Source organism: Lysinibacillus sp. NPDC096418, from assembly GCF_044762775.1.
Lineage (GTDB): Bacteria > Bacillota > Bacilli > Bacillales_A > Planococcaceae > Lysinibacillus.
Map to the genome: position 1 here is coordinate 21713 of NZ_JBIWEY010000007.1, position 20580 is coordinate 42292.

The 20580-nt window shown below is 35.2% G+C and carries 28 protein-coding genes and 1 other RNA gene; 11 read left to right on the forward strand and 18 right to left on the reverse strand.

All coding sequences use genetic code 11. From position 1 onward, the window contains the following. The first annotated feature begins 39 nt into the window (after positions 1 to 39). Positions 40 to 1149 carry a response regulator gene (locus tag ACIQZG_RS08200; RefSeq protein WP_402754827.1) on the forward strand — a complete coding sequence of 370 codons (1110 nt, stop codon included), beginning with the start codon at positions 40 to 42 and terminating at the stop codon, positions 1147 to 1149. 79 nt (positions 1150 to 1228) lie between these two features. On the opposite strand, the gene ACIQZG_RS08205 is transcribed toward ACIQZG_RS08200, so the two are convergent. Further along, entirely contained in the window at positions 1229 to 2761 is a 1533-nt protein-coding gene (locus tag ACIQZG_RS08205; RefSeq protein WP_402754687.1) for a sensor domain-containing diguanylate cyclase, read from the reverse strand. A 315-nt stretch (positions 2762 to 3076) separates the two neighbouring features. Between ACIQZG_RS08205 and ACIQZG_RS08210 the strand changes: the two genes are divergently transcribed. Continuing rightward, positions 3077 to 6127, forward strand: a complete 3051-nt coding sequence (locus ACIQZG_RS08210) for a hybrid sensor histidine kinase/response regulator (protein WP_402754688.1) — start codon at positions 3077 to 3079, stop codon at positions 6125 to 6127. A gap of 99 nt (positions 6128 to 6226) precedes the next feature. Here ACIQZG_RS08210 and ACIQZG_RS08215 read toward each other — a convergent pair whose 3' ends face one another. Then, entirely contained in the window at positions 6227 to 6667 is a 441-nt protein-coding gene (locus tag ACIQZG_RS08215) for a hypothetical protein (RefSeq protein ID WP_402754689.1), read from the reverse strand. Between the two features lie 174 nt (positions 6668 to 6841). Between ACIQZG_RS08215 and ACIQZG_RS08220 the strand changes: the two genes are divergently transcribed. Then, positions 6842 to 7483 (forward strand): YfbR-like 5'-deoxynucleotidase, encoded by a 642-nt coding sequence (locus ACIQZG_RS08220; protein WP_402754690.1) that lies wholly within the window; start codon positions 6842 to 6844, stop codon positions 7481 to 7483. A gap of 99 nt (positions 7484 to 7582) precedes the next feature. Then, positions 7583 to 8107, forward strand: a complete 525-nt coding sequence (locus ACIQZG_RS08225; RefSeq protein WP_402754691.1) for a zf-HC2 domain-containing protein — start codon at positions 7583 to 7585, stop codon at positions 8105 to 8107. A gap of 396 nt (positions 8108 to 8503) precedes the next feature. Here the strand turns inward: ACIQZG_RS08225 and ACIQZG_RS08230 are convergent, their stop codons facing one another. Continuing rightward, on the reverse strand, positions 8504 to 8842 hold the full coding sequence (locus ACIQZG_RS08230) for a zinc ribbon domain-containing protein YjdM (RefSeq protein ID WP_402754692.1): 339 nt from the start codon (positions 8840 to 8842) through the stop codon (positions 8504 to 8506). Between the two features lie 245 nt (positions 8843 to 9087). Here ACIQZG_RS08230 and ssrS point away from each other — a divergent pair. Further along, positions 9088 to 9280, forward strand: a non-coding RNA gene (ssrS, locus tag ACIQZG_RS08235) — 6S RNA. Between the two features lie 143 nt (positions 9281 to 9423). Here the strand turns inward: ssrS and ACIQZG_RS08240 are convergent. Genes ACIQZG_RS08240 through ACIQZG_RS08250 form a run of 3 tightly spaced genes read right to left on the reverse strand, consistent with a single transcriptional unit; the run spans position 9424 to position 10702 of the window. After that, positions 9424 to 9588 carry a hypothetical protein gene (locus ACIQZG_RS08240; RefSeq protein ID WP_402754693.1) on the reverse strand — a complete coding sequence of 55 codons (165 nt, stop codon included), beginning with the start codon at positions 9586 to 9588 and terminating at the stop codon, positions 9424 to 9426. 15 nt (positions 9589 to 9603) lie between these two features. After that, positions 9604 to 10536, reverse strand: a complete 933-nt coding sequence (locus tag ACIQZG_RS08245) for a helix-turn-helix transcriptional regulator (RefSeq protein WP_402754694.1) — start codon at positions 10534 to 10536, stop codon at positions 9604 to 9606. Positions 10537 to 10546: 10 nt separating this feature from the next. Further along, positions 10547 to 10702, reverse strand: a complete 156-nt coding sequence (locus ACIQZG_RS08250; RefSeq protein ID WP_402754695.1) for a hypothetical protein — start codon at positions 10700 to 10702, stop codon at positions 10547 to 10549. Between the two features lie 168 nt (positions 10703 to 10870). Here ACIQZG_RS08250 and ACIQZG_RS08255 point away from each other — a divergent pair, with 168 nt between their 5' ends. From ACIQZG_RS08255 to ACIQZG_RS08265, 3 genes are all read left to right on the forward strand, one after another. Next, positions 10871 to 11080 (forward strand): helix-turn-helix transcriptional regulator, encoded by a 210-nt coding sequence (locus ACIQZG_RS08255; protein ID WP_402754696.1) that lies wholly within the window; start codon positions 10871 to 10873, stop codon positions 11078 to 11080. Positions 11081 to 11101: 21 nt separating this feature from the next. After that, the gene (locus ACIQZG_RS08260) at positions 11102 to 11269 is read left to right on the forward strand and encodes a hypothetical protein (protein ID WP_402754697.1); all 168 of its coding nucleotides are present in this window, start codon (positions 11102 to 11104) and stop codon (positions 11267 to 11269) included. A 90-nt stretch (positions 11270 to 11359) separates the two neighbouring features. Beyond that, a complete protein-coding gene (locus ACIQZG_RS08265) occupies positions 11360 to 12136 on the forward strand; it encodes a hypothetical protein (RefSeq protein WP_402754698.1) in 777 nt (258 codons plus the stop codon). 57 nt (positions 12137 to 12193) lie between these two features. On the opposite strand, the gene ACIQZG_RS08270 is transcribed toward ACIQZG_RS08265, so the two are convergent. From ACIQZG_RS08270 to ACIQZG_RS08290, 5 genes are read right to left on the reverse strand one after another with little or no spacing between them, the layout of a single operon-like run. Further along, positions 12194 to 12541 carry a YhjD family protein gene (locus ACIQZG_RS08270; protein ID WP_402754699.1) on the reverse strand — a complete coding sequence of 116 codons (348 nt, stop codon included), beginning with the start codon at positions 12539 to 12541 and terminating at the stop codon, positions 12194 to 12196. Further along, on the reverse strand, positions 12534 to 12875 hold the full coding sequence (locus ACIQZG_RS08275) for a YolD-like family protein (RefSeq protein ID WP_402754700.1): 342 nt from the start codon (positions 12873 to 12875) through the stop codon (positions 12534 to 12536). The genes ACIQZG_RS08270 and ACIQZG_RS08275 overlap by 8 nt, the downstream gene beginning before the upstream one ends. Before the next feature lie 10 nt (positions 12876 to 12885). After that, positions 12886 to 14145, reverse strand: coding sequence for a Y-family DNA polymerase (locus ACIQZG_RS08280; RefSeq protein ID WP_402754701.1), 1260 nt, complete (start codon positions 14143 to 14145; stop codon positions 12886 to 12888). Then, the gene (locus tag ACIQZG_RS08285) at positions 14142 to 14363 is read right to left on the reverse strand and encodes a transcriptional regulator (protein ID WP_402754702.1); all 222 of its coding nucleotides are present in this window, start codon (positions 14361 to 14363) and stop codon (positions 14142 to 14144) included. The genes ACIQZG_RS08280 and ACIQZG_RS08285 overlap by 4 nt, the downstream gene beginning before the upstream one ends. A gap of 1 nt (position 14364) precedes the next feature. After that, positions 14365 to 14634, reverse strand: coding sequence for a hypothetical protein (locus ACIQZG_RS08290; RefSeq protein WP_402754703.1), 270 nt, complete (start codon positions 14632 to 14634; stop codon positions 14365 to 14367). 148 nt (positions 14635 to 14782) lie between these two features. Here ACIQZG_RS08290 and ACIQZG_RS08295 point away from each other — a divergent pair, with 148 nt between their 5' ends. The 3 genes from ACIQZG_RS08295 to ACIQZG_RS08305 all read left to right on the forward strand — a co-directional run bounded on the left by ACIQZG_RS08295 (position 14783) and on the right by ACIQZG_RS08305 (position 15966). Next, on the forward strand, positions 14783 to 15187 hold the full coding sequence (locus ACIQZG_RS08295; protein ID WP_402754704.1) for a hypothetical protein: 405 nt from the start codon (positions 14783 to 14785) through the stop codon (positions 15185 to 15187). Positions 15188 to 15324: 137 nt separating this feature from the next. Then, positions 15325 to 15474 (forward strand): hypothetical protein, encoded by a 150-nt coding sequence (locus ACIQZG_RS08300; protein WP_402754705.1) that lies wholly within the window; start codon positions 15325 to 15327, stop codon positions 15472 to 15474. Positions 15475 to 15726: 252 nt separating this feature from the next. Continuing rightward, the gene (locus tag ACIQZG_RS08305; RefSeq protein WP_402754706.1) at positions 15727 to 15966 is read left to right on the forward strand and encodes a DNA-binding protein; all 240 of its coding nucleotides are present in this window, start codon (positions 15727 to 15729) and stop codon (positions 15964 to 15966) included. Between the two features lie 50 nt (positions 15967 to 16016). Here ACIQZG_RS08305 and ACIQZG_RS08310 read toward each other — a convergent pair whose 3' ends face one another. The 7 genes from ACIQZG_RS08310 to ACIQZG_RS08340 all read right to left on the reverse strand — a co-directional run bounded on the left by ACIQZG_RS08310 (position 16017) and on the right by ACIQZG_RS08340 (position 20573). After that, positions 16017 to 16802: an N-acetylmuramoyl-L-alanine amidase gene (locus ACIQZG_RS08310; RefSeq protein ID WP_402754707.1), complete on the reverse strand. Its 786-nt coding sequence runs from the start codon at positions 16800 to 16802 to the stop codon at positions 16017 to 16019. Beyond that, positions 16799 to 17221, reverse strand: coding sequence for a phage holin family protein (locus ACIQZG_RS08315; RefSeq protein WP_402754708.1), 423 nt, complete (start codon positions 17219 to 17221; stop codon positions 16799 to 16801). The genes ACIQZG_RS08310 and ACIQZG_RS08315 overlap by 4 nt, the downstream gene beginning before the upstream one ends. 75 nt (positions 17222 to 17296) lie before the next feature. Next, positions 17297 to 17467 (reverse strand): hypothetical protein, encoded by a 171-nt coding sequence (locus ACIQZG_RS08320; protein ID WP_402754709.1) that lies wholly within the window; start codon positions 17465 to 17467, stop codon positions 17297 to 17299. Further along, entirely contained in the window at positions 17468 to 18616 is a 1149-nt protein-coding gene (locus ACIQZG_RS08325) for a siphovirus ReqiPepy6 Gp37-like family protein (protein ID WP_402754710.1), read from the reverse strand. 1 nt (position 18617) lies between these two features. Beyond that, entirely contained in the window at positions 18618 to 18782 is a 165-nt protein-coding gene (locus ACIQZG_RS08330; RefSeq protein WP_402754711.1) for a hypothetical protein, read from the reverse strand. Beyond that, a complete protein-coding gene (locus tag ACIQZG_RS08335; protein WP_402754712.1) occupies positions 18782 to 19075 on the reverse strand; it encodes a hypothetical protein in 294 nt (97 codons plus the stop codon). Before ACIQZG_RS08335 ends, ACIQZG_RS08330 begins: the two co-directional genes overlap by 1 nt. Before the next feature lie 10 nt (positions 19076 to 19085). After that, positions 19086 to 20573, reverse strand: coding sequence for a hypothetical protein (locus ACIQZG_RS08340; RefSeq protein WP_402754713.1), 1488 nt, complete (start codon positions 20571 to 20573; stop codon positions 19086 to 19088). Positions 20574 to 20580: the final 7 nt, after the last annotated feature.

Below are 20580 nucleotides of genomic sequence, written 5' to 3' on the forward strand. Positions count from 1 at the left end.
ATGAAAGTTGGTGCCTTTTTTGTGATTCGAGTTATTATAATGGACGACGAACCATTATCGTTACTAAACATGGAAAAGAAATTAAATGAATTTAATTTTATTAAAGTCGTTAAAGTATTTTCGAATGCAACTGAATTACTCAATGATGAACAAACATTGGATTTTCAAGTAGCTTTTTTAGACGTTGAAATGCCCGGATTGAATGGGTTAGAGATAGCAAAGATATTAACTACAAGGAACCCTAATGTCCATATCGTTTTCACTACTGCTCATCGAGATTACGCCGTTCAAGCATTCGAACTGCAATCTATTGACTATTTACTAAAACCTATTTCTTTATCCCGATTGGAAATGACAATTGAAAGAATCCAAGAGAGGACTCAGTTAAAAAATAGCCAACTAGCTTCTGCACAGCCAGTTACTCCATCACTCAACATACAATGCTTTGGTGGCTTCACTGTTTATCATGACAATAAAGTTGTACACTGGCGAACTATAAAAACTAAAGAATTATTCGCATTCCTCTTTTCTAACCTTCATATTCAAGTACATCGAGATATCATCCTAGACACTATATGGGCTGAAACAGAGTACCAAAAAGCAAGAGTTCAATTACATACAACTGTCTCCTATTTGCGTACAACTCTCAACTCTTTGGGCTATAAAAATGTGCTAAACTACGCTAATGAATGCTATATTTTACAGTTGAATGACTTTCAATGTGATGTCTTCGAGTTAGAACAGCTACTCAAAAATACTGAGGAACTCGGAAGGCTTGATATAGAAAGGGCTGAAGCATTCGTACAAAATCATCAAGGTGAATATATGGAAACTACAGATTACCCTTGGGTTACTACAAAAGTTAATATTTTCCATAAACAATTCACTCTTTTGCTTGATTATCTAATTGGTTATTATACAACATCCCAAAATTTAAAAAAGCTAGAGAAAACTTTACTATTATCATTAGAGTATAATCCCTATTCAGATAACACTTTGCAGCAACTCATGCGACATTATATCGAAACTGATAATCGAACAACCGCTGTAAGGTTGTTCCATACTTTCGAAGAAAATTTAATGATGGAGCTGGGCATACTCCCAGATCAAGAGACGTTAGATCTTTTTGAAGATATTATACATGAATAAATCATTTTATATAGCTGTCTCATAGAGTACTTATCCTACTAGAGACAGCTATTTTTTGAGAGACTTCGTGAAGATCTAATTATTTTACATTACCAGAAAAATCTCCAGCTACTTGTATACAGTTTCTACCCGTTTTTTTTGCCTTGTACAAAGCCTTATCTGCAATTTCAATTAGTTGGTTAGGCGTTTTCGCCATTGTCGGATAGGTAGCGATTCCCGCAGATAAAGTGACAGGCCTACCACAAAGATTTTCTGAAAACGCTTGTTTTACGCGTAATCTTTCTGCAACCGCTAACGCATTGTCTATTGTCGAGTAAGGTAACAGAATGAGAAATTCCTCGCCTCCATAGCGACAGCAAATATCCTTTTCACTAACTTCTTCTAACATGTTTTTTGCAACGTCTTTTAGCACCTCATCTCCAACCGTATGCCCATATGTGTCATTGACGCTTTTGAAATAGTCTAAATCTAACATTATAATTGCGTGTGGAACGTCATTGATGACCCACTCATCCAGAACTTCATCTATTCCTCTACGATTTATTATTCCCGTCAGTGGATCTAATACTAATTGATCCGTTAACTCCTTTAACCTATTGTGTATAAAAGCTTCACGGCTCAAAAGTTCATTTCTTAAAAGATGCGTTTCAAAATACCAAGCTTCTACCTTTTCAAAAGGTTGTACACCTTTTATCTCTACGCCTTCTTCTATAAGTAGAGCTATCTGGTGAATTGGTTTTGCCATTTTCACCGCAAACCATGTAATTACAGCAAGTACTACCAACAAAAATGGTAATAAAGGAAATATTAAATTCTTAATGAAAATATCTTTTGGTACATCCTCTTTATCTAATTGTCGCTGTACAAATATCCCCCATCCCGTTAACGGAACAACACTGTGACCTACTAACGACATCTTTTCATCTTTTTCTAAAACACCACTACCACTTACAACCTGTTGTAACCTTTTATGATTACCTTCACCTATTATTATTTTCCCCTTCGAGTCTACAATTAAAATAGATACATCGTCATCAAAATCATTATCTAAAATCATTGGCAAAATAATATTTTCAGTTACATCAAAAGTTCCACCTATAAAACCAACATATTCATTATTTTTAGAGAAAATTGGATTAGCCATTAAAATTACAGACTTATCCCCACTCACTTGAAAGGGCTCTGAAATGATAGGACCTCGAGTTGTCTGAACAACTCCCTCTAAGGATCTCCATTCATCGTGAAATTCCACTTTTGATAATGTAGAGGCTAGAACTGAGCCCTCCTTATTCACAATGATCGCTGAGTCAAATAAATGATTTTGCATGACTAATCGTTCTACTTCTTGTATTAAGAAATCATTATCCAACATATTCTCTACTATAGATGCGGTACTATCATTAAGTCCTTGAATTGTATTGTGCAAATAATTATTTATTCTTGTTACTAGTTCCGTTGTATATTCCTCATGTGTATTTCGTTTATCTTGTATAAGAAAATTGTTGAAACTCCGATAACTACCCCAAATACTGATGAAAGCTGTTGAGAATATGGCAATTATCATAATACCTATGATTAAATATGGTAATTTAATTTTTTTCAGCTTTATCATAACAGTCAATATCTCCCACGAAAATTATACTTCCCTATAATTCCTTATATTTTCAAACTACATTTCTACACTAACTCACCTTTTATCATAGGACATACCACTTAAAGAAAACTGAACAAACGTTACTATTTATCCTTATATAGATAGTTTATAAGACGAAAAAGGTACTAAAACCTCGATCTACAGTAGCTAAATAAACTAAAAGTTAAAGTATCACTTAAGTAAAACTAAGTATTTTCTTTTCCCATATTTTATGGCATGGTAAAACAGAACTATTTAAATAAGCAATACACGTTATTCATATAGGAGAATTCTATGTTACCCATTAAAAAGACAACGAAAATACATATACTCATAATTGGTTTGATTTTCTTTACTCTTACAATCCTCCGTATCCTATGGCTTGCATACTTCCTACCAATGGATGAGCAGCCATATGCTCAAGATGGAGTTTGGGATATGGGCAATCAAGCATTGCAAGACGACCAAATATTTTATTTAAACGGAGAATGGCTATATTATCCTGGTGCATTATTAGATGGGAAAGAGAACATCACGGATGAAGATTGGTCTTCTACTGAGGGAAAAATCTTAACTGTTCCATTTAACGAGAAAAATCCTATCACACAAAAATATGGGACATATCGTTTGAAAATTTTACTGAATGAAAATGGTACTTATGATCAAAACTATGCCGTTCATATTCCAGCAATCCAAACCGCTTCCGCTCTTTATGTAAATGGCAAACTCTTAGGTCAATCCGGTCATGTTGGCACAAATGCTGATGCACATAAGGGACAAGCTGCACCGTATACTGTTTATTTTTCTGCGGATACACAAGAAATCGATTTAAATTTGCAAGTTTCTAACTTAGACACACCCAAAGATGCATTAATCACTAAACAAATATCATTTAGCACTGCCAAGGCAATGATGCACAAACAAAAGATCATTGAAATATCACTAGCTTCTATCTCTATCATTCTTATTATGTATGCTTTGTTTAGTATTCTTGTCTATCTGTTCATTTATCGTAGGAAAACTGTATTTTTATTTACTGCGGGTTTCCTTTTCCCATTAGCTGATGAATTAATATCGAATGATCGTTCAATACTCAATTGGCTACAGCTGGATTATGTATGGTCGTTGAAGCTTTCCAATATTATTTATTTAGGGGCTTCCTATTTCTTTGTACAATTTATGCGCATTTTGTTAACTAAGTATCACAGTGCTAGATGTTTTCGTTGGCTCTCAATCTTATATGGAATGAGTGCATTATTAATTATTATTCTCCCCATTCATTGGTTGTACTTCGCCAACATCATATTCTTTATTCTCTATTTTGTATCCTTTATATCTGTTGCGACGCTTGCACTAAAAGAATATATTGATAAACAACGTACGTCAGCATTCATAGTATTCACCGTACTAAGCACAATATCTGGCATTTTATGGGGTCTTATAAAAACAGTATTTATTCTAGAAATACCGTTTTATCCATTCGATTATTTAATTGCGCTTCTCGCCTTTGCAGGTTATTGGTTTAAACAATTCTACGAAAATACACAGGAGATAAATGTACTAGTAGCTGATTTACACAAAAACGATCGATTAAAGGATGAGTTTCTATCAAACAGCTCTCAAAGACTTTGGGATCCTATGAATAAAATGATTACAATTGCACAATCAATTTATGACAATCCGAATAATACCTTCGTTGTGGAAGATAAAAACAATTTAAAAAATTTAATAAATGTTGGGAGAAGTATGTCCTTTACACTTAATGACATACAGGACTTTACACGTTTAAAAGAGGATAAACTACACCTTCATACGAAGAATGTCAATATTCAAAGTGCAATCACTGGTGTTTTCGATTTACTTCGTTTTATAACAGAGGGTAAAAAAATACAGATGAATTCGAACATTCCTAAAACATTTCCTTATGTAATAGCTGATGAAAAACGACTCATTCAAATCCTATTTAACCTTTTACACAATGCGATTAAATTTACGAGCGCGAGCTTCATCGAAATTAGTGCAAAAGTAGAAAATAACATGGCACTTATACATATACACGATAATGGCTTAGGTATGGATGACGATGTACAAAAATTTCTATCCATCCCTTACGGACAAAATAATTCTTCTGAAGATAGCATTGGTCTTGGGCTATTTGTGAGTAAACAACTTATTGAATTACATGGAGGTACATTGCAAATCCATTCTATTCCAAATAAAGGATCCGATGTGTTCTTTACATTACCTCTTGCTGACGAAATTTCTAATGAAGAAGATCACTATTCTGAAAGCTTGATACCTAAAACGTTAGAACTAAAATTCAATAAAATAGATGAACAATCAACGGACAAAAAATTCAGGATTTTAATTATTGATGATGACCCAGTAAATTTAACAATCATACGCAGTATTTTCACATTAGAAGAGTACGAGGTTGCCACTGTCACAAGTAGTGAAAAAGGACTTGAATTATTACAGAACGACAATTGGGATTTGGTCATCATTGATGCCATGTTACCGTTTATTTCAGGATATGCATTAATCCAAATGATTCGAGAACAATATTCTGTTTTAGAATTACCTATTTTACTTTTGGCTGCTCGTAATTACCCCGAGGACGTTTATACTGGCTTTGCTTACGGGGCAAATGATTACGTAACCAAGCCAATTAATTCACTTGAATTAAAGGTACGAGGTCGTGCATTAATTGATTTAAAATATAACATCAATCAGCGCCTTCATCTGGAAACCGCCTGGCTTCAAGCACAAATTCAGCCCCACTTTCTATTTAATACGCTAAATACAATTGCATCACTTAGTACGATAGATTCGGATCGTATGATTGAATTAATGCATCACTTTGGTGAATACTTACACGCCAGCTTTGATGTAAAAAACTTACAGAGAGTCGTTCCTCTCCAACACGAATTAGAACTCGTACGTTCTTATCTCTATATTGAACAGCAACGCTTTGAACATCTTCTGAAAATTGAATGGGACATTGATGAAAATATAGAAATTGATATTCCGCCAATTTCTTTGCAAACTTTAGTAGAAAATGCTGTAAACCACGGCGTGTTAAAGCAAGAAAATGGAGGTACTGTCCGCATTCTGATAAAGGATTGTATTACTTACGTAGAAATCAGTGTCATTGATAATGGCGTCGGAATAGATGCAAACACTTTAGCGGAATTATTATCTGACTTGAATAAACACAGTAGAGGTATTGGCTTGCGTAATACAGATCTTCGCCTTAAAAGAATTTATAATGAAAGATTAATCATCCGAAGTACTCCAAATGAGGGGACACATATCACCTTCCATATTCCCAAAAATAAAAAATAAAGCTGTGCAGTAAGTCTTACTATCGACTTATTGCACAACTTCCTTTAAACTAAGTATTTTTTTAAAAGTCACAGTAACTTAAACCCTCTGTATAATTTCTTACCAAAGTATAGGCTTTGCTACCATAAGCCATAACATAATGAGTAATAAAATAATATACATCCATGTTTTACGATGTAATCGTGCTGTGAATTCTGCTTGATTATAGGCAGATGTATTAAATGTACGTATAGTTGGTTTAAAAGCTCTTGCTAAAAACACGATTGAAGCGAGCATTACAAGTACCGTGAGCACAACCCATGAAGTTGTCCAAGGATAGCCTCCACGCCACAGCAACAATATCCCCGACACGACAAGAACATGGCCCGCATGCTTCACAATCGTAATAGTTGACTGAAATACCCCAATATATGACGACATTTCACCTTGCTGTGCTGTACGCATTTTTTTTACTATAGGTAATAATACAAAGAGTGGCCCAATAGAAAGAATAGCACTAAAAATATGGCTATATAAAAGAAGCATATAAATCGATACCATTCTGTGTACCTCACTTTTAAAATTTGTCAGCTTATATTATAGCATCAACTCGCCATTTCTCTGCATCCATTTGTGAACCCTTTGTAAACGCCTTGTGAATCATTATTAAATTGTTTGAATTACACACAAAACGGGTATGGTTTATAGTAACATGCACGTATAGAACAAAAAGGAGTGATTATTATAGGAATTCATCATTTTTTTACAAGCCTTAATGATTTAGAACGCATCATCCGCTGCCCAGGTCGCTTCAAATTCGAAGAACATAACGTCGCAGCACATTCATGGAAAGTGTCCCAGTATGCTATGTTTTTTGCAACACTTGAGGAAATGAATGGTGCTAAAGTTAACTGGAAATCTCTTTATGAAAAAACCATCAATCACGACTTTGCAGAAGTTTTTATTGGTGATATTAAAACGCCTGTAAAACATGCAAGTCCGGAGCTCAAGCAAATGCTTGCACATGTCGAAGAGAAAATGATGGAAAAATTCATTATTAATGAAATACCTAAAAAATTCCAAGCTATATTTTTCGAACGGATGAAGGAAGGAAAAGACGCTACACTTGAAGGTCGCCTACTCGAATTCGCTGACAAACTAGATCAATTCTACGAAGCCTTCGCTGAACTAAAACGTGGAAATACTGACCAAGAGTTTGTCTATATGTATCAAACAGCTCTAAAAAAACTATTGGCAATTCCTTTAGAAGCGACTGTTCACTATTTCCGCAATGAAATTTTAAAAGATGCCGTCCAAGAAGACACTCACATTAACATTAAAGCTTTGACGAGGGAAATATTAAATGAAACTAAATAACATGTATGTATAAGTTTTCCGAATGAAGTGGTTCACGGAAGGCTTTTTTTATTTACCCGAAAATGTCGTATAATAAGGGGAACGATTGGAGGGAAGTCCTTGTCACAGGAATGTTCGATTGTAGAAGATTTACTAGCTTTATATCTTAAACGCACTTTACAAAATGACACTTTGCACTTTATTGAAAACCACATAGCTTCATGTGAGCGTTGCCAGCAGCTTGCTTCTGCACAGCCACCGCCTAGTCAAAAAAGACCGATGAAGCGCACATTGACATTTTTTCACCTTGTATTTATAGTTTTGTCTTTTATGTTTGCACTGAATTCATCATTACTTGGCAACAACTTTAGCTTTATCGTATCGTACGCCATTTTTGGTTGCCTTACTTATTTATTTTACAAAAACATTTGGATTGTCTTTGTAATAAGCTTCATTCCTGTTTTCGTTTGGGCGATCATTGATAATTTATATACACCTCTTTATATCACTCACACTAGCTTTGCGGATATCGGCGCTTTGCTGGTTGGTGCTAGCTTTATCGCTATTCTACATACGATTTTTGCGTTACTTGGTTCTGCTATGGCCATAATTTTACGGAATTTTTTCATGCTAAAAAGCCTTTAACACAAGTTGGGCTCCCACTGAAAAAAGGCCAGACCCTCATTTATGAAGTACGCGTAAAAACAAAGAAAAAATTCAAAAAATATATTTTCTAAACATTAAAAAGCCTAATTATCAAAATCGACATACAACTTAATTAAAAATAAGTGTAATTTTAAGATGAATTGCACTTATAGTAAGTATTTCAACAGAAATGTCACTTATTTTAAAATATGTAGTATATCAATTCTAAAAATGAACTAAGTCAAGGTTGGAAATACTCGTCGTTTTTAAAAATGGCGTAAATAATAACATAAACTCAACGATAAATCCGGTATGTAAAAGTGCGCGACATCCGCTTTTATTACTTTACACGAACGTAAAGAAAGAGCCGCGATATGCGACTCTTTTGTAATTTGTTTATAATTTTTTAACGAATTCAGATTTTAATTTCATCGCACCAAAGCCATCGATTTTGCAATCGATATTGTGATCGCCTTCAACAAGTCGAATACTCTTCACCTTTGTCCCAATTTTTAATGTGGATGAGCTACCTTTTACTTTTAAATCTTTAATTACCGTTACTGAGTCACCATCTGCTAAAAGATTACCGTTTGCATCCTTCACGATCAATGCATCTGATTCTTCTTCTGTTGCATTGGCACTCCATTCATATGCACATTCCGGGCATACAAAGTTTATACCATCTTCGTACGTATATTCTGAATTACATTTTGGACAATTTGGATATGCTCCCATTTCCGTTGCCTCCCTTACTTTTTTGATGGGTAATACCCATATATCCACCTATCTTTACATACTCTGCTCATTTTCGCAAAGATTGTTCGCATTTTTTGTTCGCACTTGTGAAAAATGTTTGAAACCAATAGCACCTTTTCAACTTTTCCCTTCAAGAAGTTCCGTTCTTTCCAACCTTCGCCCATTGACTTTTTTCCGATATTCTACTTACTTGCAACTTCAAAAGACATGCCGTATCATATCATTAAAGGCTGCATTGTTCGTATAATATTAAGTTTTAACCTTTAAGCTGTAAAAGGGAGTTTTATTATTGGAGTTGGAATGGCGGGCCTCACACTAAGGTGCATGAGGATAAACAGGATAACTTCTGCGAACACCCACTTTGAGGAGTGGTGGTTTAAAACTTTCTATAAGACATACGGCATACGCGGCTTTTACTCTAAATATTGTTATATCAAGGTTTATACAGCATCTTAGCCAATTTGGTTAAGGTGCTTTTTTAATACCCAAAATAGTGCTTGGTGTTAAATTGGTGTTAAAACTCTTTGTAATTAAAGTTAAATAAACGAATTAATATTTAATTACCTACGCACAATAAACCCAACCTTACGAGGTCCTTTTATTTTCTTATCAACAGGCTTACTAACATTTGTGGATGACCGTTTAAATTGAAGTGATTCATATTCATCCAGTAATTCAAAAATCGTTAGTTGCCCCTGTTGCTCCATATATTCAAAATGACTCATAAATTATTCCCCTCTCTACCATTCCAACCAATTTGGACAATATTTATTTTCAACGTCTGGTACAGGATGTACTAGAGCTTGTGTATCACGTTCTTTTAACCAGTTATAAAACGGTACTGGACGTTCTTTATATGGTGTTTCTTCTATAGATGATGAATTAGTCACCTTATTTTTAAAACGCTCCGTAGCCTTATTAAAAGCACCTACAAATACAGCACGTAATGTACTTGTTACTGTCAATGTGCCATCCACAATATCAGTAGCAATTTTAAACAGTACATTCTTCGCTTTAACAAAGTCCTCCACACAAAATACATGTGCTGCTAATACAACTTTGTGTAATTCGTCTTTCAAGTTATCTGTTAATGGCAAAGAATGCATGAAATCAAATAGCATCTGCTGATACTCATTCATGTACTCTTTTTTCTTTTCAGCTTGCAAAGCTAATTCATCCGCTAGGGCATTAATATTACTTGCTTGTTTAGAACTTAAAAGATTAAAAGAGTTAAAAGATAGGGTTTCAGATTGTGGAAGGCAAACCGCGTCGTTACTAGCTTCATCGACTACCTCTCGATGTTTCATTTCCGATGTGTCACTGTAAGGCAATATCTTATAAATGCTTGCACCTTTGATTCCATTAAGCTTGGTTTGCTTTACTTTCTCAATAATGTTTAACTCAACAAGCTTCTTGATCGCGCGCATTACTGTACTACGAGATGTGCAAGTTGCTTCAGCAATCGTTTCAGCTTTGAGATGTGAAGCCCCTGGATACATTAATGAACGTTGCGAAAGTGCGATAATGATAGCTCGTTCTGATTCTGTTAAATCGTAGTAATGCGCTGCTATATGGTCCTCCACACTTTTGTCCATATCTGCTACTGAATCGAATGTTGTATATGCTGCTAGATATTCAAATGCCATCGTTATCACCTCGCTTTCATCATTCATTTTTCTACCTTCAAATCTTCTCAATGCTAAGTATTTCGATATTCCAGAACATTGGTTGGTTTCTCCACTTCTCAAAGTGTTTCATGTTTTTGAAGTTGCTCACCATTTTATTACCGGGAGCAAAATAAGATTGCCGCCACTCAACTCTAATGCTGTTTTTCTTCATTCTTATTCCACCTCACTTTCGTTATTTCATATAACTGATTAATGATAATATATAACACCAAAATTATAATGTAAAGATATTTATAACTTTTTAGTGATATTTTATTTATTTTTAATTATCATTTGGTGTATTATAGTTATAAGAAGATAAACGAAAGAAGGTGATTAAATGGGAATGGCAAAAAAAATTAAAATGCTTATGGTCGAAAAAGATATAACACTTTCTGACCTTGCTGAAAAAATCGGAACTTCTCAACCTAACCTTTCAAATAAAATAAAACGTGATAATTTCAGCGAGAAAGAATTAAATCAAATTGCAGAAGTATTAGATGTGAAATACGAAGCGAATTTTGTATTAGAAGATGGCAGAAAGATTTAAATCATCTGTGGAGGACTAACCATGCTTAAAAAGTTTATTAGCAAGAAGAAGCGACAACTGAAGAAACAAGCGAAAAAAGAGTTGTACGAAGCAATTGGAGTTAAACCTATAAAGATTAAGAAACCTAAACCATTAATTAAGAAACCACGTAAACCTTCATTAAAACGGACTATTAAAAAACTATTTTAAGCAGATGACAATTAATGTTGTCTGTTTTTTATATGTATACATTCATTAGATACTTTCCTAAAATGGTAATATTAAGGGAGGGATGTATATATGACTTTATTTTTATTTGGTATTAGTCTGGTTGGGATGATGACTGGCTTAGTATTATTGATATTCGGGCTTATTAGAAAGAAAAAACTCAAAGGTGGCATTGTATTAGGTGTATCAGTTGTTTTATTCTTTGCATCATTACTAATGCCAGCCCCAGAGAGTAGTACAGAGAAAGTTGAAGTAGCTAGTAAAACTCAGGAAGAATTAAATGAAGAGAAAGAGATTGAACAAGCTAAAAAAGAAGAAGAGAAAAAAGCTAAGGAAGAAAAATTAAAAGAAGAACAAGCTGCTAAAGCTGCAGCCGAACAAAAAGCTAAAAGAGAAGCCGAAGCGAAGTTGAAAGAAGAAGAAAAAAACACCGTTGAACAAAAGCAACCAGTTACTCCTACAAAAGTTCAAAGCGATGAAGACATAAAGAACATCAGAAAAAATGAAATTGAAAAAACGGTAAAAAATATAGTTAAATCAGATCTTTCTAACACTGATATAAAATCTATAGAAATAAATAATTACCAGTTAGAAGATAACAAATTTATCGTGCTCACAAAATTAAAATGGAACCAAAAAAATAGCAAAAATACTACTAAGCAAATGCTCGAAATGTTTAGCGACAACCTTGCTGCTAAATTGCATGATGATACCTCCATTATGGAAGTTGTTGTATTTTGGGAAGTGCCATACCATTTAGAAAATGCAAACATAGCTAAGTATACGTATACGCGTGCAACTGGCGGCATGGCTAAAACTGATAATTGGATCGACTCCATACTTAATTAAGTCACTCATACGAGTGGCTTTTTTTACATAAAAAAACAGGCCTCATATGAGCACCTGTCATTTGATATTACTTATATGATTAATCAAAAGTTTTTCAACTTTTGTCTTTAAAGCTTGGTTAGCGTAACGAAGTACAACATCATCTCCTGCTGTCGCAATTTTCACGTCACTAAAGTATTCGTCCACTGGTTGCCAACCTACAACTCGTATGCGCTGCTTTGCGAGTTGACGTTTGAGGTTGAAATATTCTTGTTGTAGTTCCTTTAACAAAGTATCCATTAGTGGTAGGAAAACAGTTTTCATTTTAAATTGTTCTGCCTTTTGATAATCACTCTGTAATGATTTAACTGCTAGTTCTAATAAAAGATATTTGTGAAGTAGCTGTCTTTCATCTGCTTTAATCATAAAAATCAACTTCCAAATTCACTGATTGAATACATTGGATAGGAATACGTTTTGTTTTAAAAAGAGTTTCGAGTATGAGTTCGTTTGTATTGAAATTAATTGATTTTATTAATCCGGTCCATTCCGTATATTTACCGTCCATCCACACATTTACTTTAATGTCTAGTTGCTGATTAATTGCTTGGTCTATTGTTTGTTGTAACTCTTCAAATTCCCAATCTGTTAGTTCTCTTGGCTGCTCAACATAATCTGTTTGCTTACACTCTCTGAGTAGCTCAAAATGCTCTGGTAACATCATTGATGCCCATTTAATATTCCCTCTGTCTTTTATCATCAAATCACTCCTATGCTAAATGACCACCGACTAGGCGATCACGATTGATAGCTGTACCGGCATTTGTGAATGAAACTGCTCGCAATATTGATGTTGCCCCAAACCGATTGCGTATGGCATCCATAGTAGGACCAATTATTTGACGCTGCGGTTTGCGTTCATCAAATAAATCCAGTTGAATGCTATGCTCTCTTTCAAGATTGGTAATTCGTACAGATAATTGTCGTGCTGGTTCACCTGCAAAATGTTCATCCAGTAATTCAATACAAGTTTCATACATCAGAAGCGTTTCATTTGTTGGTACTGAAATTGTTTTAGAACGATGAAACCCTTTGGTCATTGCATTTCGACTATAAGAAAGTCCTAAGGTTATTGTACGGCCAACATAGCCTGCGTCACGCGTTCTTTTCATAACATCCTCACACATTTCAAGGAGCACTACAGAGATTTCTTTTCGGGTGTGGTAATCCCTCATTAACATTTGGCTTTTTCCAAAGCTAAGTGTCGGATTCTTAACTAATGGTTCACCCAGTTTGGATAAATCAATTCCCCATGCATGATGATATAGCTGATTCCCCATAACACCAAATCGTTGTTCTAATTCAGCTAAATCAGTATTTGCTAATCCACCAACTGTTTGGATTCCCATTGCATTTAAATTGGCTTCCATCTGTCTACCGATTCCCCACATTTCAGAAAGTGGACGTACTGGCCATAATTTTTTTGGAATATCTTCGTATGTCCATTTTGCAAAACCTGTTTTCTTAGCATCAAGGTCTAAAGCTAATTTAGCTATCAGCATATTAGGGCCCATACCTACTGCGCTATGGATATTAAACTGGTCAAAAATTGCTCTTTGAATTTCTTTGGCTGTTTCTTCAGGTGAACCCCAAAGCTTTTCAGTGCCCGTTAAATCAACGAAGCTTTCGTCCACACTATACACATGTATCGCATCTACAGGAACATAATTAGAAATCAGTTTTGTAATTGTCATGGACATTTGAATAAAGAAACTCATTTTAGGTTCAAACAATCGAATGTCTGGATGTTTTGGTATTTCATAGCGTCTACTGCCAGTCTTGATTTTAAATTTCTCTTTCATCAATGGTGATGCTGCAAGTACAACACTACCTGGCTGATTAAAATTAGCTACAACTGCAACAGGAGTTGTTAACACATCTATTCCATGTAACATTGCTACACAGCTTGCATAAAAACACTTCATGTCAATACACATAATTGGTCGATTAGGCATGTCATCGTAGTTCATACAACTTCACGCTCTTTTCGGATAACAGGAATAACCGCTAGAACATTACTGATTAAAAAAGTACGCTTTGCATGTCTTGTAAAACAGAACGCTTGAAATGAATCACCAACTATTTTAATGATTTTTATTCGCCTTTTTGTAACTGCACCATTTTTCGATACATACATCATGTTCACAAATTGATTACGTTGCATAGCTTTAATCAGTTGCTCTCTCATCTTAGTTGCCTCCCATTTTCCCTCTTAATTTTAGTAATTGATTTATCACAACATCTAAGCTTTCAATTTTGTTAAAAACTAAAGTGATTGGGGCATTTCCAATTCTAATCTTTTCATTTGTGCCAATCTCTAAGTGTTGACCTATAGGCAAAGGTTCTACTTCTGTGAATTGCATGACACCTAGACTTTTTTGACCTCTACATCCAGTTTGTACTGCTATGTCACCTGTTCCAAACACTACTTGTGTATTAATTTCATTTAAAATTGGCACAATGAATATCCCCTTTACCTATCCTTAACCAGAACGTCTGTTTGTATACATATTAGAACAAATGTTTGTATCTTGGCAAGTGAAAATTAAATTCACGTATGTACTTTCCAATCATTTCCTAATAGAATACAAACAAGGAGGTTCTACCATGACCATATATAAAAAGATAATGTTAATAGTTGCCTATGTTTCAGTAATAACTTTAGTATTTTGGTTTTTAGCAATTAAACAAGATAAAACTGGGGATATTTATGAAAAAGCAGAAAGCATTAGTTACGATACTGAAGAGGAAATAAGTGATAATGAAGTTATCGAAAACCCACCAATTACACGAGAAGCAGAAACTGCCCCCGTCACTAAAACCGTAGGTATCAATAAGCAAGAAGTGTATGATTTTATGGAAAGTGAATTTTTTAGAATCACAAATTATGGTGACACATATATACCGGAAGTTCATGACCCTTTAATTGCAGAACTTGCGGCAACAAAATTCGGTATTACTGCGGATGAAGCAAACGCTATCTATACTGAAATAGCGATGAATATGTATTAATTAACAATCTAGTCACTCTATTGAGTGGCTTTTTTTACGAATTTTTTTAACAAAAAAAGTAAAATATTTTACATAAAGCTATTTACTTTTTTAAATAGGTATAGTATAATTAAAATATAGAAAGGAGGTGAACAAGAGTGGATGATTTAGAAAAAGTCCTCGCTACAGTCGCACTTGTTGCAACAGCATTTAAAGCTTTCACATCAGGCTTTAAAGACATTTACGACATGACGCAAGGCAAAAAGAAAAAGCGACGCACTCCCGCAAAGAAGAAACGTCGCAAATAAGCTGTGAAGGAGGTTAGCGCCTCCTTCTCAATAAAATTATATCACATCCACTTAAAAGTATGAAAAAAATACTTAAACGATTTGGTTACACAAATATTGCTTTATTAATCGCTAGTACAGCTATAATACTCACATATGTTGATTTTCAAAACCCTTCAACATTTGACTATGTATTATTAGCACTATATGGAATCACTGTTTTAATACACCTCACAAGGCTCATACTATTCATGTTTAAAAGAAGGTGAACATATGGAATACAAATTTGAAACAACCGAAGAACTACTAACATTCTTAAACGCAGAATTATTATCTGCAGCCGAAGCAGCTGAGGTATTGGAAATATCGAAAGTTCGACTCGGACAATTGGTGAAAGACGGAAAGTTAATAGCAGCTAAAGAACAGCCCAAAATGTTTTTGAGAAGCGTGCTGTTAGAGAAAAAAGATGAACTTGAATCACTTAGAAAAAAATTCAGACCTTATGATGAATAAACAAAAAAAAGCCCAGGCTCAAAATTAATTGAGTACCTGGGCTTTGTCGTTTAAAATGTACGATTAGTTACAGCTGCTTGATAACTTAGTAACTGTACGTCTGTGTATGCATTAATCTTCGCATCTGTATGAGTAGATGGATCGATAATATTTTTAGTTTTACCTTCAACTACATACGTTTTATTACGCGCCTTTTTTAATAGTGCTCGAATTTCCGCGCGACCTGTTTCATTTAAGAATTCCATTTTAACTTCCTCCTTTTTTTCCTCTACAGGCGATGATGTGGAAGGTGCTGATTTACCCAAATATGCCGCTAACTCTTTGGCAATCGCTTGGCATATCTTTTCAAAGTCATGTCGGTAAATAGCAGCATCAACTGTCGAATTTACAAAGCATACTTCAATTAAAATTGCTGGCTCATAAGTTCGTGCTAACACCCCTAAGTCGGTACGTTGTTTAGCGCCACGATTTAATAAACCTCCACCCGTTGCGTCACTAATAGCTTTCGAAATTCGTGTGGCTAATGCCTTTTGGTCATAATATAAAACCTCTGTACCAATTGCCTTGGAACCGTCACCGCCTGCATTAAAATGAATAGACACGATAAGCCCATCTTTATCTTTGTTGTGCTCATTGACCAACGCATTAATGTTCTGCGTTTGGTTTGTTGAGGTATTATCCTCGAAGTATGTTGTAGGAACTTTCCATGATCTTAATATTTCATAAACACGTTTTGCCACCTTACGGGCTTCAGTTACTTCGTTCAGAATACCATTAGCGCCACTACCTGTATTTTTCCAATGACCAGGATGAATTTCAATTTCTTTTACAATCATTTACCTTCACCATCCTTCGATTTATCGTCATTGTCCATTTGTAACTGAGTGAATGCACTTGCTAAAAACTTCGGTACACGAATGCCTAGCTTACCTAAGTTTTCAATCATACTGATTCCTTCCATACCGATTAGAAATAGAATCATAGCATTACGCATGAAATTACCACTCTCAGTTGCTGTATCTAATTGCACGGCAGCAATAACCATTAACCCCATTGCTGTCTTTTTTATTAAGCCTTTAAACATCTTTTTACTTTCAGTTTTCTTAAAGACTAAACTCACCATGAAGCCAAGAGCATAGTCGATTACCATGAATATAACTAATGCTTTAATCAAATGGTCAACACCCCCAACAAGGTATCCTAACCATGCCATTGAGCCGCCTATAAGTGATGTATATAACGTGTCTGTTTTCATAAAACACCTTCCTTTTCTGCATAATAAAAGCCCTCCACAGATGATTGTGGAAGGCAAAATCTCAAACGTTTGGGATTATCTAATTTGCTGGTACAATATGTCATGCTCTTTTTCGAGTACTTCAATCGCTTGTACAATTCTTTGATAATGTTCATCTTGTTTCATATCTGAGTAACGTATCTTTATTCTCTCTGTAAACAATAAGATGTCCTCTAAATCATTTACAAGCCATTCTTTTTCAGTCATCTATCGCCTCACCTCACCACTAATCTGACTAAGCTCCTGCTTAATCTTTTGTATCAATGTAGGTCGATTATTACCAAACGTAGCCTCAATGCTAAAACCTGCTGTTTCGTAAATTTCCTTAATTTCAGTAATACGAGCATCCACCGTCACACCCCAATCAAGATTTTGGATTGTAGTAATATCCCCGTAGTCATAATCAATTTGATACTTAAATGGACTATTGGTTAAAACCTGACCTTCTAAATATTCTTCCTGAATCAATTCATTTAAATTTTGTTGTCCACGATCCGTTAATGCTTGGACAATTTGCTCAACTGGTATCGGCTGTTCATCTTCGCCTGTTTCAGCTATGTCCCTTGCATCAATAAACACTTCATGACGATTAATAGCTGCATAGTACCCAACCTCAATAACACGCCTTTCAACACCTTCACCTTGACCGGCCACAATTGCTACGTTTTTATAATTCATATCACTTTGCGTGTAGTGTAACGATTTAAGCGATTCAAATTGTGGACTGAAAATAACAGGTGGATTGATTGATTGACCAGAAACTAAATTCTTGCCTTCCACAATATCAAACACCCATACTTTATTAGCGATATCAAGCGTGACATCCCAACCTAACCCGCTTGTTAGTGATAGTGTGGACATCTCCTCTGCCACGTTTTTAAAGCGTGAAGCATATGTCATGTGGATGCCCCGCTGTAAATCAGGTCCAATTACTAGCTGTGGTATTTTACGCCTTGGGTCCACTGGATTAACTAGATTATTATTTACGTAATGTTTCATAACCGTTTCAGCTGAACCACTACGATTATCATAAGCTGTATGTTCAGGTGGCATTGTAATACGCTGTGCAATGATAGACTTTATAGCGTAGCCTTTAATGAGCCAGTTTTCTGTAATCTTACCGTTTTCGTCCAACTCAATTTCCCTGTGCTTAATAATAAAAACCTTATTCAAATCAGTTCCGATAAGAATAAGGTTGTCTTTTATTAATGTATCTGCGTTCTTTTTATAACGATTAATGCGCAATTCAATGGCGCCGATGCCATGCCAGGAACGATTAAAAAACATGGATTCATAGTTGTCGATTTCTCCTAAGATGTCCATGTTTAGTGATAGTATTCGGATGGGCTTTTTCATCCTACACGCCCTCTGTATTGGCTAGAATATAATCCTCTACACCTTGTCTGTAATCTTGATTTGTGATGTCGTCGATTACATAAACCTCATTCGTTTTTGGATTAAGTCCTTTGTTCATAATGCGTTCTGCTGCAATACGTACAACTACTGGGTTAACTGTTGTCATTATAAGATACCCCCAACTTCATTTTCAGTTTGTAATAATAAAATATCTTCTTTAAGCTTTACGTTTTCCAATTCGACTTCTGACAGGCTATTTTCAAAATCGACGAATACGGGCTTTCCATCTTTCACTTCGGAAATATAACCTTTTGTATAATCAATACTTCCGTAAGGAACAGTAATGTAGGACATCTCAGTGACTTCAGGATGCGGTAATACGTCACCAGAAGCCTCACCAGTTTGATAAATAATTCTTCCAGTTGGTACGTCATAATATAATCTATTTTCAAGTTTCATAATATCTCTCCTATTCTGTGATTAAGAAATTTAAATTGACTGGAACGGTTGTTGTAGAAGGGTAACCGTTTCGCACAACATAATTCAGATAATAACCATTGCTGTCCTGCGCCAATTCCGCATAAGACATATACACGAGCCCTGTCATTGCGCCTTGCATGTTTTGAGATAGTCCATTCCTATAATATGAACCTGGCATACCATGTGCGCTATTGAACGGTCTGAATGGTACCGATGGTGTTCGTACCGTTATGGCTCCCAAAGGAGGTATAGCTGGAACAGGTAAGACTCCCTGTAGAGACTTTATGCCAGTGTTTATCAACATTATATTATTCGCCATATGAACGAACGTAGCATCCGGTGGTGTAGGAACACCTTTTTGGGTAATGGCGGATGCTATCTCTGCTTTACCATTACTTACAGATGTAAAAAGGTCTTGTTGAACAGGCACCGACGTAACTATGTTATCAACTACTTGGTTAGTTGTTACTGCGTTTAATACATCAAATACTGGTTGTGCTGTACCAGTTAGACCAAACATCTCAACCACGCAAGTTACTGGGTTACTAGCTTTTCTTTTATATAATTGCATGTATAAATGTCCGTTATATACATATGGTGTGGGAAGATAGAAGTTTTCAAGGAATCCTTTCGCACTAGTGATAATTTTAGTCTCTGCATGATGAATAACACCTTCTCCGAAGCCCATATGATGTTCTACGACACATCCGCCAGAAGCATTACTATTGGCGTATAATGACCCCAATGTCATTCTTATTATTCCAGAGAACGACATTTTACCGTAGTAGAAGTTAACATACTCGGTAGTGTCGTTATTTTTCCATTGAAAACCGCCAAAGTCTCGTCTAGCATAATGGTTCCCAATATTATCAATGCGAATATCGTTCCTAAACTGATTAGGAGTTAGATGAACACTTTTGTTTTCTATATGTTTATTTAGTAAATTATCGTCAAAAGATGGTAGTATTTTAGAACCAGCCCAAGGACAAATAACATCTTTACCGCGCTCACTAGTCACTGCATCAGCTGCTATAAATGTTTGACCACCAACTACTTTTACTTGAGCAAGACTAATCTCATAAATATTTGGTGTCTGCGTCAACTGTGGAGGAACAGGATTCGCACTAGGCACACCCTTTTTGACAAATGACAATACATGACGCTTATCCGTACTCAAATCCATGCGTATTACTACACGATCTATACGGCTCACACCTAGTGATTCGGTGTCGTGTGTTAATTCTTTGATACCATCGTTTTCGTAGTACCTACCTAAAATAAACGCAACACCTGTATCTATTTTTGTTTGCATGTTGACGCCTGTTGATATAACTCTTAACTCATTCATTTCGCCTTTTAAAACACCTGTTGTAACTAATGTTTTAAAATAGCTAGTAAATTGTTGCGCATTATACTCCCGGTCGTATGTGCCATCCGGCAATTGCACAGGGTCAAAAAAACTAAATTGTTCAGCCATTATTTCA

Excerpts from the sequence above, each read along its gene's own strand:
- ACIQZG_RS08315 (WP_402754708.1), bottom strand. The coding sequence starts at position 17,221 with ATGAAAACAGACACGTTATATACATCACTTATAGGCGGCTCAATGGCA.
- ACIQZG_RS08255 (WP_402754696.1), top strand. The coding sequence starts at position 10,871 with ATGGGAATGGCAAAAAAAATTAAAATGCTTATGGTCGAAAAAGATATA.
- ACIQZG_RS08310 (WP_402754707.1), bottom strand. The coding sequence starts at position 16,802 with ATGATTGTAAAAGAAATTGAAATTCATCCTGGTCATTGGAAAAATACA.
- ACIQZG_RS08200 (WP_402754827.1), top strand. The coding sequence starts at position 40 with ATGGACGACGAACCATTATCGTTACTAAACATGGAAAAGAAATTAAAT.
- ACIQZG_RS08305 (WP_402754706.1), top strand. The coding sequence starts at position 15,727 with ATGGAATACAAATTTGAAACAACCGAAGAACTACTAACATTCTTAAAC.
- ACIQZG_RS08245 (WP_402754694.1), bottom strand. The coding sequence starts at position 10,536 with ATGAATGATGAAAGCGAGGTGATAACGATGGCATTTGAATATCTAGCA.
- ACIQZG_RS08325 (WP_402754710.1), bottom strand. The coding sequence starts at position 18,616 with ATGAAAAAGCCCATCCGAATACTATCACTAAACATGGACATCTTAGGA.
- ACIQZG_RS08210 (WP_402754688.1), top strand. The coding sequence starts at position 3,077 with ATGTTACCCATTAAAAAGACAACGAAAATACATATACTCATAATTGGT.
- ACIQZG_RS08275 (WP_402754700.1), bottom strand. The coding sequence starts at position 12,875 with ATGATAAAAGACAGAGGGAATATTAAATGGGCATCAATGATGTTACCA.
- ACIQZG_RS08340 (WP_402754713.1), bottom strand. The coding sequence starts at position 20,573 with ATGGCTGAACAATTTAGTTTTTTTGACCCTGTGCAATTGCCGGATGGC.
- ACIQZG_RS08330 (WP_402754711.1), bottom strand. The coding sequence starts at position 18,782 with ATGACAACAGTTAACCCAGTAGTTGTACGTATTGCAGCAGAACGCATT.
- ACIQZG_RS08250 (WP_402754695.1), bottom strand. The coding sequence starts at position 10,702 with ATGAAGAAAAACAGCATTAGAGTTGAGTGGCGGCAATCTTATTTTGCT.
- ACIQZG_RS08230 (WP_402754692.1), bottom strand. The coding sequence starts at position 8,842 with ATGGGAGCATATCCAAATTGTCCAAAATGTAATTCAGAATATACGTAC.
- ACIQZG_RS08320 (WP_402754709.1), bottom strand. The coding sequence starts at position 17,467 with ATGACTGAAAAAGAATGGCTTGTAAATGATTTAGAGGACATCTTATTG.
- ACIQZG_RS08240 (WP_402754693.1), bottom strand. The coding sequence starts at position 9,588 with ATGAGTCATTTTGAATATATGGAGCAACAGGGGCAACTAACGATTTTT.
- ACIQZG_RS08215 (WP_402754689.1), bottom strand. The coding sequence starts at position 6,667 with ATGGTATCGATTTATATGCTTCTTTTATATAGCCATATTTTTAGTGCT.
- ACIQZG_RS08260 (WP_402754697.1), top strand. The coding sequence starts at position 11,102 with ATGCTTAAAAAGTTTATTAGCAAGAAGAAGCGACAACTGAAGAAACAA.
- ACIQZG_RS08270 (WP_402754699.1), bottom strand. The coding sequence starts at position 12,541 with ATGATTAAAGCAGATGAAAGACAGCTACTTCACAAATATCTTTTATTA.
- ACIQZG_RS08335 (WP_402754712.1), bottom strand. The coding sequence starts at position 19,075 with ATGAAACTTGAAAATAGATTATATTATGACGTACCAACTGGAAGAATT.
- ACIQZG_RS08265 (WP_402754698.1), top strand. The coding sequence starts at position 11,360 with ATGACTTTATTTTTATTTGGTATTAGTCTGGTTGGGATGATGACTGGC.
- ACIQZG_RS08295 (WP_402754704.1), top strand. The coding sequence starts at position 14,783 with ATGACCATATATAAAAAGATAATGTTAATAGTTGCCTATGTTTCAGTA.
- ACIQZG_RS08205 (WP_402754687.1), bottom strand. The coding sequence starts at position 2,761 with ATGATAAAGCTGAAAAAAATTAAATTACCATATTTAATCATAGGTATT.
- ACIQZG_RS08285 (WP_402754702.1), bottom strand. The coding sequence starts at position 14,363 with ATGAGAGAGCAACTGATTAAAGCTATGCAACGTAATCAATTTGTGAAC.
- ACIQZG_RS08280 (WP_402754701.1), bottom strand. The coding sequence starts at position 14,145 with ATGAACTACGATGACATGCCTAATCGACCAATTATGTGTATTGACATG.